Annotated in this window: 8 protein-coding genes and 1 other RNA gene; all 9 read left to right on the top strand. The window is 38.7% G+C overall.

Annotated elements, in window-relative coordinates:
• Positions 1 to 1,252, top strand: a 1,252-nt coding sequence (locus tag ABYK33_RS11140) for an NADP-dependent isocitrate dehydrogenase (RefSeq protein ID WP_373033282.1), incomplete at its 5' end; no start/stop codon positions are given.
• Between the two features lie 266 nt (positions 1,253 to 1,518).
• Positions 1,519 to 2,469 carry a malate dehydrogenase gene (gene mdh / locus ABYK33_RS11135; RefSeq protein ID WP_373033281.1) on the top strand — a complete coding sequence of 317 codons (951 nt, stop codon included), beginning with the start codon at positions 1,519 to 1,521 and terminating at the stop codon, positions 2,467 to 2,469.
• A 9-nt stretch (positions 2,470 to 2,478) separates the two neighbouring features.
• On the top strand, positions 2,479 to 3,330 hold the full coding sequence (locus tag ABYK33_RS11130; RefSeq protein WP_373033280.1) for a fumarate hydratase: 852 nt from the start codon (positions 2,479 to 2,481) through the stop codon (positions 3,328 to 3,330).
• Positions 3,331 to 3,339: 9 nt separating this feature from the next.
• The gene (locus ABYK33_RS11125) at positions 3,340 to 3,897 is read left to right on the top strand and encodes a Fe-S-containing hydro-lyase (RefSeq protein ID WP_373033279.1); all 558 of its coding nucleotides are present in this window, start codon (positions 3,340 to 3,342) and stop codon (positions 3,895 to 3,897) included.
• Positions 3,898 to 4,159: 262 nt separating this feature from the next.
• On the top strand, positions 4,160 to 5,557 hold the full coding sequence (gene fumC, locus ABYK33_RS11120; protein WP_373033278.1) for a class II fumarate hydratase: 1,398 nt from the start codon (positions 4,160 to 4,162) through the stop codon (positions 5,555 to 5,557).
• A 228-nt stretch (positions 5,558 to 5,785) separates the two neighbouring features.
• Positions 5,786 to 6,961, top strand: a complete 1,176-nt coding sequence (gene sucC / locus ABYK33_RS11115) for an ADP-forming succinate--CoA ligase subunit beta (RefSeq protein WP_373033277.1) — start codon at positions 5,786 to 5,788, stop codon at positions 6,959 to 6,961.
• On the top strand, positions 6,962 to 7,831 hold the full coding sequence (gene sucD / locus ABYK33_RS11110; protein ID WP_373033276.1) for a succinate--CoA ligase subunit alpha: 870 nt from the start codon (positions 6,962 to 6,964) through the stop codon (positions 7,829 to 7,831). It begins immediately after the preceding gene.
• Between the two features lie 173 nt (positions 7,832 to 8,004).
• Positions 8,005 to 8,283, top strand: a complete 279-nt coding sequence (locus ABYK33_RS11105; protein ID WP_373033275.1) for a heavy metal transporter — start codon at positions 8,005 to 8,007, stop codon at positions 8,281 to 8,283.
• Positions 8,284 to 8,387: 104 nt separating this feature from the next.
• Positions 8,388 to 8,731: RNase P RNA component class A (gene rnpB / locus ABYK33_RS11100), an RNA gene on the top strand.
• Positions 8,732 to 8,749: the final 18 nt, after the last annotated feature.

Here is an 8,749-nt window from a genome sequence, read left to right as displayed (position 1 = left end):
TTCAGATGCTCCAAAAATTGCAATGGTTGATTCTGATAAAGGTCAAACAAACTTTAACGCATCAAACGATGTAATTATCGATGCTTCTATGCCTGTAGTGGTAAGAGAAGGTGGTAAACAGTGGGATAGAACAGGTGCTGCGCTTGAAACTGTAGCAGTTATTCCTGATTCTACTTACGCTATGTTCCATGAAGAGATGGTAGCAGACTGTGTGAAGAATGGTCAATATGATGTATCAACTATGGGTACAATGCAAAATATCGGTCTTATGGCTCAAAAAGCAGAAGAGTATGGTTCTCACCCAACTACATTTGAACTTGCAGAAGCTGGTACAGTGACTGTTACTGCTGAAGATGGTACAGTACTAATGAGTTTCGAGTGTGATGCTGGTGATATCTGGAGAATGTCAAGAACAAAAGACATCCCGATCAGAGATTGGGTAAGACTTACAGTTGAGAGAACAAGAATCGAAGGTATCCCTGCAATCTTCTGGCTAGACGAAAACAGAGCTCATGATGCTGAAGTTAGGAAAAAAGTAGATGCTTATCTTGCAGACTATGATACAGATGGTTTAGACATTCAATTCATGAAAGTGACTGATGCAACAAGATTTACAAACGAGAGAATCAGAAGAGGTGAAAACACGATAGCTGTAACTGGTAACGTTCTTAGAGATCACCTTACAGATATGTACCCGATCCTAGAGCTTGGAACATCTGCTAAAATGCTTTCAATCGTTCCATTGATCGCTGGTGGTGGATTGTATGAGACTGGTGCAGGTGGATCAGCTCCTAAGCACGTTGATCAATTCCTTGCAGAGGGTCACTTAAGATGGGATTCACTTGGTGAGTTCTTGGCATTGGCTGAGTCATTAAGATTTATCGGACAAAAACATGATGATGCTAAACTGGCGGCACTTACAGCTGCACTAGATATCGCTAATGAAGGTTACCTTGATAACAACAAAGAACCAGGTAGAAAATGTGGACAGCCAGACAATAAAGCATCTCACTTCTTCGTAGCTCAGTACTGGGCAGATGCACTTGCTAAAGGTGACAATGCTGAATTAGCTGCTAAGTTTGCTCCTGTTGCTGCGGAACTTAAAGAGAAAGAAGCGACAATCATGGAAGAGCTTCTTGCAGTAGAAGGTCAACCTCAAGACATCGGCGGTTACTTCCATCCAAATGATGAGTTAGCTGAGAAAGCGATGAGACCATCTGCTACACTTAATGCGATCATTGACGCAATATAAGTAAGGTTCCACTGAGTATTGCATTTTAATTGTGCAATACTCGTCACAAAAATGTCATAACATTTTTGTATGCTATACACTTCTGTAGAGGGTACTCCTCTGCATCACTTCTTGGTATCTAGTGTAAAAAGATACTCTTGACATATATGTGTCATATAGCATAGGGTTGATGTAGCCTCTTTTGTCGCAAAGCATAATTGATAACATAAGTTATGAGTTATGTTTTGCTTTGGGGGTCCCCTATCGTTCTCACTTAAAGGATTATAATGAAAAAAGGTAAAAAGGTATCGATTATCGGTGCAGGAAATGTGGGTGCTACTGTAGCATATTCACTTGCGATGAAAGGTATCTGTCACGAGATAGTACTTAGAGACAGAAACATAGAGATCGCTAAAGGAAAAGCTTTAGATATGTCTCAGGCAGCGAATGCAGCGAGAATGCATACATTGGTGTCTGTAGCAGAAGATGCTGCAGGAATGGCAGGTTCAGATGTAGTCGTTATCACGGCAGGAAGTCCTAGATTACCAGGTATGAGTAGAGATGATCTTCTCATGATCAATGCAGAGATCACTAAAGAAGTTGTTGCAGATGTAAAAGAACATGCACCTGAGGCTATTATCATCATGGTTTCAAACCCTCTTGATGTTATGACATACGTCGCACTTAAAGCATCTGGATTTCCTAAAGAGAGAGTCATAGGTATGGCGGGTATTTTGGATTCTGCAAGAATGGCTCACTTTATTCATGAGAAAATAGGTTATGGTGCAGGACAGATCCGTGCTTCAGTTATGGGTGGTCATGGTGATGATATGGTGCCACTTCCAAAATTCTCTACAGTTGCAGGTGTACCTTTAACGGATGTACTTGATGAAGAAGATATTCTTGAAGTTGTTGAACGTACTAAACATGGTGGGGCAGAAATTGTAGGCTATCTTAAAACAGGATCAGCGTACTATGCCCCAGCAAAATCTACAGCACTTATGGTGGAAGCGATTTTAAAAGATACCAAACAGATTCACCCTTGTGCAGTTTATTTAGATGGTCACTATGGTCATTCTGATGTGGTTTCGGGTGTACCGGTAGCACTTGGTGCGAATGGTGTTGAAAAACTGTTTGAAATGACACTAAATGAAGGTCAAAAGACTAAGTTTGCAAAAAGCGTTGCATCAGTAAGAAGTATGATCGATGTACTTAAAGAGAAGAAATTTTTTGACTAAAGGTTATAAATGAGAGAAATTGAATTTGATGTTGTTGTAAAAGCAGTAAAAGATATGATCATGCATTGTGGTACTGATCTTCCACAAGATACATATGATGCACTTCAAGCTGCTATGGAGGCTGAAAAGTCACCTGTAAGTAAAGAAGTGATTCGCCAAATTCTTGAAAATGCGAACATTGCAAAAGATGAAAAAAGACCACTTTGTCAAGATACTGGGTTAGCTGTATTTTTTGTAAAGGTTGGGGAAGAAGTACGTATTAATGGTGGTCTTTTGAGAGATGCTATTAATCAAGGAACAGAAGAGGGTTATACAGAAGGTTACTTAAGAGCCTCAACATGTGAACCATTCAGCCGTTTAAACTTGAAAGATACAGTTGGGTATAACCTCCCTGCTATTATTCATTTTGATATTGTTTCCGGTGATAAGATCGACATTGAATATGCTGCCAAAGGTGGTGGTTCTGAAAATGTTTCACGTGCTAAAGTTTTTCCGCCAGCTGCAGGTAAAGATGGTATTGTTGAGTATGTTAAAGAGGTTATCTCTGATGCAGGTGGAAATCCATGCCCTCCTATTACTGTAGGTGTGGGAATTGGTGGTACATTTGAAAGAGCAGTTATCTCATCTAAACATGCACTTTTTAGAGATCTTGAAACAACGCATGAAGACCCAGAGATGGCTGAACTTGAAGAGAGAATCCTCAATGAGATCAATAAGCTTGGAATAGGTGCGATGGGTATGGGTGGAACAAAAACTGCTTTAGCCGTACATATTGAGTCTAATCCTTGTCATATTGCGTCACTTCCTGTTTCTGTAAACGTTCAGTGTCACTCTTCAAGACATACACATATCACGATATAAGGAGAAGAAATGGCAACATATACTTTAACAACTCCACTCACTTCTGAAGATACCAAGCAGCTTGTAGCGGGTGATACTGTTTTACTAAATGGTACAATATACACAGCAAGAGATGCTGCGCATAGTAGATTGGTTGACCTCATAGAAGCTGGTGAAGAGCTTCCGTTTGATCTGGAAGGATCAGTAATTTATTTTGTTGGACCAACTCCACCAAAACCAGGTGACCCAATAGGTAGTGCAGGGCCAACTACTTCTTATAGAATGGACTCATTTTCTCCAACTATGCTAGCGCATGGTTCAAAAGGGATGATAGGTAAAGGAAAAAGAAACCAAGCTGTAAAAGATGCTTGTGTTGAGTATGATGGTATCTATTTTGGTGCTACAGGTGGAGCAGGTGCACTACTTGGGAAGCAGATACGTTCAGCAGAAGTGATCGCCTATCCGGAATTAGGGCCAGAAGCTGTAAGAAAGATCACAGTGGAAGATTTTCCTGTGACTGTTGTAAATGACACAAAAGGTAATGACATTTACCAAATGGGTCGTGAACAATATGAGGTTAAGGATTAAAGTCCAATGTATGTGAAGGGCTAAATCCTGAATAGTACAAGGATTAAAATCCAGTACAAGCGAGGAACTAAGTTCCGAATCGTGTAAGAGCTAAAGCTCGAAAATCATATCTCAATTCAGTAACATTGTATTGAAAAATACAGTGTTACATCTACTCCCTACAAAGAATTATCCTCCCTTTTTGGACTTCTTGATCTTAGTAAGTATTTCATTAATTAAAACAGAGTACTATAAGTAATTATGATAAATAAAAGGATTACACATGGGTTATAGAATTGAAAAAGATACAATGGGTGAGATGAAGGTCCCAAGTGAGAAATATTGGGGAGCACAAACACAAAGGTCTGTACATAATTTTGAGATTGGTAATGAAAAAATGCCTCTTGAAATTGTTTATGGTTTTGCAAACTTGAAAAAAGCATGTGCTTTAGTTAACCAATCCTTAGATCGTTTAAATGATGAAAAAACAACGGCGATATCTAAGGCATGTGATATGGTACTCACGGGAGAACTTGATGATAACTTTCCACTTGTTGTATGGCAAACAGGTTCCGGAACACAGTCGAACATGAATATGAATGAAGTGGTCGCAAATAAAGCAACAGAGATCTTAGGTGGAGATTTTACACAGGAATACCTGGTTCATCCTAATGATGATGTAAATAAAGGACAAAGTTCGAACGATACTTACCCTACTGCTATGCGTATTGCAGAAGTCATAGCAGTCACGGATGATCTTATCCCGGCACTCAATCAATTAAAAAATACACTTGACTTAAAATCAAAATCTTTTTCTGATATCGTGAAAATAGGTAGAACACACTTACAAGACGCAACACCACTTACATTGGGTCAAGAACTTTCGGGATATGTATCTATGTTAGAGACAAATCTCAAACAAATTAATGATGCACTTATATATTGTAAGGAACTTGCTATAGGAGGTACAGCTGTAGGTACAGGGCTTAACTCACACCCAGAGTTTTCACAAAGAGTTGCAGTACAATTGAACCAGTTTATGTCAATAAATTATGGCTTTGTTTCTCAACCAAATAAGTTTCATGCACTCACTGGACATGATGCTGAAGTAGTGTTGAGTGGTTCACTTAAAGCACTTGCGGCAAATCTTATGAAGATAGCAAATGATATAAGATGGCTGGCATCAGGTCCCAGATGTGGTTTGGGAGAGATAGAAATCCCTGCAAATGAACCAGGTTCATCTATCATGCCAGGCAAAATAAATCCAACACAGGCAGAAGCTATGACAATGGTAGCTGTACAAGTGATGGGTAATGATGTAACAGTGGGTATTGCAGCATCTCAAGGAAACTTTGAACTGAATGTATTTAAACCTGTAATTGCATATAACATTTTACAATCTGTAAAACTTCTTGCAGATGTAATGAGAAGTTTTGATATACATTGTGCGGTGGGAATTGAACCAATAAGAGCGAATATAGATAGATTTTTGAACGACTCTTTGATGTTAGTGACAGCATTGAACCCACATATAGGTTATGAAAATGCGGCGAAAATCGCTAAAACTGCACATATGAATGGAACGACACTAAAAGAAGAAGCTGTAGCCCTTGGGTTTATGTCTGCAGAAGATTTCGATAGATATGTGAAACCTGAAGAGATGATCACACCTAAAGTATAAATAATAAGTTGCAAATAAAATAGTAAAAATGTACGAAGCGTAACACTTTTTGCTATTTTATCATTCTTCAAAAGCCATTTTTCGCTTAATTACCTTCAAAATCGCTATAGACTGTGTAGATATTTAACACATTCAGTAAATTACTAATATTGATAATAGAATTAACCAAGCATTATCCTACTAAGACGTATAATTATAGAACTTATAGTAATTTTAAAGGAGTATAAATTGAATATACATGAATATCAGGCAAAACAGATCTTTGCTAAATACGGTGTGCCGACACCAAGAGGTATTATTGCTAATACCCCACTTCAAGCAGTTACTAATGCGCAAGAACTTGGCGGAAATGTTTGGGTAGTTAAAGCTCAAATTCATGCAGGTGGGCGTGGTCTTGGTGGTGGTGTTAAACTTGCCAGATCAATTGATGAAGTAAGAGAATTGGCAAGTGAGATCTTGGGTATGACTTTGGTAACACACCAAACTGGTCCTGAAGGTAAATTGGTTCATAAAGTATATATTGAAGAAGGTGCAGCTATTAAGGATGAGCTTTATCTTTCAGTCGTACTTGACAGAGCTGCTGAAATGCCAATTATTATGGCTTCAACAGAAGGTGGTATGGACATTGAAACTGTAGCACATGATACTCCTGAGAAGATCATCAAAATTGAAGTTGATCCTGCGATCGGTTTTCAAGGTTACCATGGTAGAGAGTTAGTATTTGGTCTTGGAATCACAGACAAAAACGAGCAAAGAAAAATGATAGATTTTGCATCTAAACTTTACAAGCTTTACATGGAAAATGATGCAGAGATGATCGAGATAAACCCATTGATCAAAACTGAATCTGGTGATTTTATGGCACTTGACGGAAAAATGGGCTTTGATGATTCTGCACTTGGACGTCACCCTGAGATCGAAGATATGAGAGATATTTCTGAAGAAGATCCGGATGAGAGAGAAGCAAGTCAACATGGTCTTTCTTATATTGCTCTTGATGGTGAAATTGGTTGTATGGTAAATGGTGCCGGTCTTGCAATGGGTACTATGGATACTATTAACTACATGGGTGGAACACCTGCAAACTTCCTTGATGTTGGTGGTTCAGCAAATGCTGAAACAGTGGCAAAAGGATTTGAAATTATTCTTAAAAATCCAAAAGTCAAAGCTATTTTCGTAAATATCTTTGGTGGAATTGTAAGATGTGATAGAATCGCTAATGGTATTATTGAAGCAACAAAAATCACAGATGTGAATGTACCTGTAATTGTTAGACTTGATGGTACAAATGCACCAGAAGCGGCAGAGATCTTAAAAAATGCAAATATCGCTAACCTTATAGTAGGTGATGACTTGGGTGATGGTGCAGCAAAAGCAGTAGCAGCAGCAAAGGGAGAATTATAGATGTCAATTTTAGTAAATAAAGATACAAAAGTAATCGTTCAAGGTTTTACAGGTAAAGAAGGTTCTTTCCATGCTGAGCAATGTATGGACTATGGTACAAAGATCGTTGGTGGTGTAACACCAAATAAAGGTGGACAAATACATCTTGGTAAGCCAGTATTTAATACAGTAAAAGAGGCAGTAGCGACAACAGGTGCAACTGTTTCTATGATTTTTGTTCCCCCGGCATTTGTGGCTGATGCGGTAATGGAAGCAGCAGATGCTGGTATCGAACTTGCAGTCATCATTACAGAAGGTGCACCGGTTAGAGATATGCAAGCAGCAAAAGCTCACGCGGTTAAGAAGAATATGAAGACTATCGGACCAAACTGTCCGGGTATCATTACAGCAGACGAGTGTAAGATCGGTATCATGCCTGGTATGATCTTCAAAAAAGGTAATGTAGGACTCATCTCTAAGTCAGGTACATTGACATATGAAGGTGCAAACCAAGTATGTAATGAAGGTTATGGTATTACAACAGCTGTTGGTATTGGTGGAGACCCGATCATCGGTCTTTCATATAAGGAACTTCTACAAATGTTCCAAGACGATGCAGAGACTGAAGCAATTGTAATGATCGGTGAAATTGGTGGAGATCTTGAAATTCAGGCAGCAGCTTTCATCAAAGAAAATGTAACCAAACCAGTGGTTGCTTTCATTGCAGGTCAAACTGCACCTGCAGGTAAAAGAATGGGTCACGCAGGTGCAATCATCTCTGGTTCTGCAGGAACAGCAAAAGAGAAAATGGATGCACTTGAAGCAGTGGGTGTTAAAGTAGTTGTATCACCAGCTGAGATAGGCAAGGCTATAAAAGAAGTTCTTTCTTAATTATCTCACTTCGTTAAATCTCCAAACACTTTTACGTGGGCTCAAAGCCCACGTTATTTATCTCCTTTAAAACCTATTTAATGATAAAAGATTAAAAAATAAACACCAATATACTTTTTTCATTTACCTTTTTTGACTATAATACTACTAAATTAAATCGTCAGGAGTCATATATGAAGGAATCGTTTGAGGTCTTTAATGTGAAGTGTAGTGGCTGTGCTTCTACACTTAAGACAAAACTTGCCAAAGAATTTGGAAAAATAGAAGTAAACTTAGAGGTTATCCCTCGTAAGATCACTTTAGAGATGAAAGATAAAGATAAAGATAAGTTAGCAAAAGCACTAAGAGAACTCGGTTATCCTTTAGCTGAAGAAGAGATGAGTTTTATGAATAGTACTTCAGCTAAAGCAAAAAGCTTTGTTTCCTGTGCTATAGGTAGAATGAACAGTTAATCTGGAGAAATTTATCTGATTTTTTCTTGCTTCACTAGCTAACAACTATTCTTATATTAATCATAATACGTAATACTTATCTTTTTATATGCTATAATTTCACCAAGGTGCAATAGGTAGTTGCTGGTGGTATAAACCACGAGAGGAAAGTCCGGGCTGCAAGTGAGACAGAACTCCATCTAACGGATGGCCAGAGTAATCTGAGGGCAAGTGCAACAGAAAGTAGGTCGCCACTTCGGTGGTCACAGTGAAAGGGTGGGGTAAGAGCCCACCAGTACTTATGGTAACATAGGTAGCTAGGTAAACCCTGTTCGCAGCAAGAAGTATATGGTATAAGTCTCACAAGCTGTTAGATCAGCAGACATACTTCGCTTGAACGTATTGGCAACAATACGTCTAGATAAATAACTACCCACGACAAAACCCGGCTTATCGTTGCACCTGTAATTTAAAGGGTATGTATATC

Source organism: Sulfurovum sp. (assembly GCF_041562805.1).
GTDB lineage: Bacteria > Campylobacterota > Campylobacteria > Campylobacterales > Sulfurovaceae > Sulfurovum.
The sequence above is the reverse complement of the archived record's forward strand: the minus strand, read 5'-3'. Positions and strand labels throughout refer to the sequence as shown.

Coding starts and splice junctions, on each gene's coding strand:
- mdh (WP_373033281.1), top strand. CDS start 1,519: ATGAAAAAAGGTAAAAAGGTATCGATTATCGGTGCAGGAAATGTGGGT.
- ABYK33_RS11130 (WP_373033280.1), top strand. CDS start 2,479: ATGAGAGAAATTGAATTTGATGTTGTTGTAAAAGCAGTAAAAGATATG.
- ABYK33_RS11125 (WP_373033279.1), top strand. CDS start 3,340: ATGGCAACATATACTTTAACAACTCCACTCACTTCTGAAGATACCAAG.
- fumC (WP_373033278.1), top strand. CDS start 4,160: ATGGGTTATAGAATTGAAAAAGATACAATGGGTGAGATGAAGGTCCCA.
- sucD (WP_373033276.1), top strand. CDS start 6,962: ATGTCAATTTTAGTAAATAAAGATACAAAAGTAATCGTTCAAGGTTTT.
- ABYK33_RS11105 (WP_373033275.1), top strand. CDS start 8,005: ATGAAGGAATCGTTTGAGGTCTTTAATGTGAAGTGTAGTGGCTGTGCT.